The sequence below is a fragment of the Frankia gtarii genome (assembly GCF_025403375.1).
GTDB lineage: Bacteria > Actinomycetota > Actinomycetes > Frankiales > Frankiaceae > Frankia > Frankia gtarii.
This window is the reverse complement of record NZ_JAMPTM010000583.1, coordinates 1-758: the sequence shown is the minus strand read 5'-3', so window position 1 is coordinate 758 and position 758 is coordinate 1. Positions and strand designations below refer to the sequence as shown.

The following is a 758-nucleotide window of genomic DNA, read 5'->3' as shown; positions in this document are numbered from 1 at the left end:
GGCGTGGTGGGTGAGGAGGGTCTGGACGGCGAGGCCGCTGCGGTCGGCGATTTCCGGGAGGAGGAGGGTCGCGCCGCGGAGGACGTCGACGGCGCGGGCGAGGTCGCGGCGGTTCGAATTTTTGCCGATTCCACTGTTGACGCCGATCATGCGGCTGGTCGTGTGGGCCAGCCCGGGTATCTGATGGCCGTCTGTGCCGCGGGAGGTGGTGTCGAGGAGGAAGGGTCGGATTTCGCGCCACGAGCGGGCGGTGTCGGCTGCCTGTTCGGCGGCGATGTCGAGGCGGGCGCGGTCGGGGCCGCGGGTGAGGGTGGCAGCGCGGTGGGTGAGGAACGATGTTCGGTCGCTGATCGCGATGGCGAGGTTGGCGAAGCCGAGAAGGGCCTGCTGGCTGATGAGGACGTCGGGTTGGCTGAGCTGGTGGAGCATCCGGCGGATCTGGTGGATGTTGCGGTCGAGGGGTGGTGCGGTGGGGTCGCCGAGGAGCGGGGCGATGGGGTCGAGGGCGTGGTCCCCGGTCGGGTGGAGGCGTTCGCGGGACATGCGGATCGGGCCGGCGAGGGCGCCGAGTCGGGTGAGGATCCGGGCGGCGGGGATGACCGAGGGGACGTTGGTCTGGAACGGTGCGAGCAGCGCCGGGAGTGCCTGTGCGGTGAGGGTGGCGGCGAGGGTGATGTCGGTGAGTCGGGTCATCGCGCCGCGGATGGCGAGGGGGTCGCCGAGGATGACGGCGTCGAGGCTGCGGTGGTGTCCGGTGC

Annotated in this window: 1 pseudogene; it reads right to left on the bottom strand. The window is 71.5% G+C overall.

The window, feature by feature from the left end:
• Window positions 1-758: pseudogene (locus NBZ83_RS32415) on the bottom strand (hypothetical protein); the annotation flags it as partial.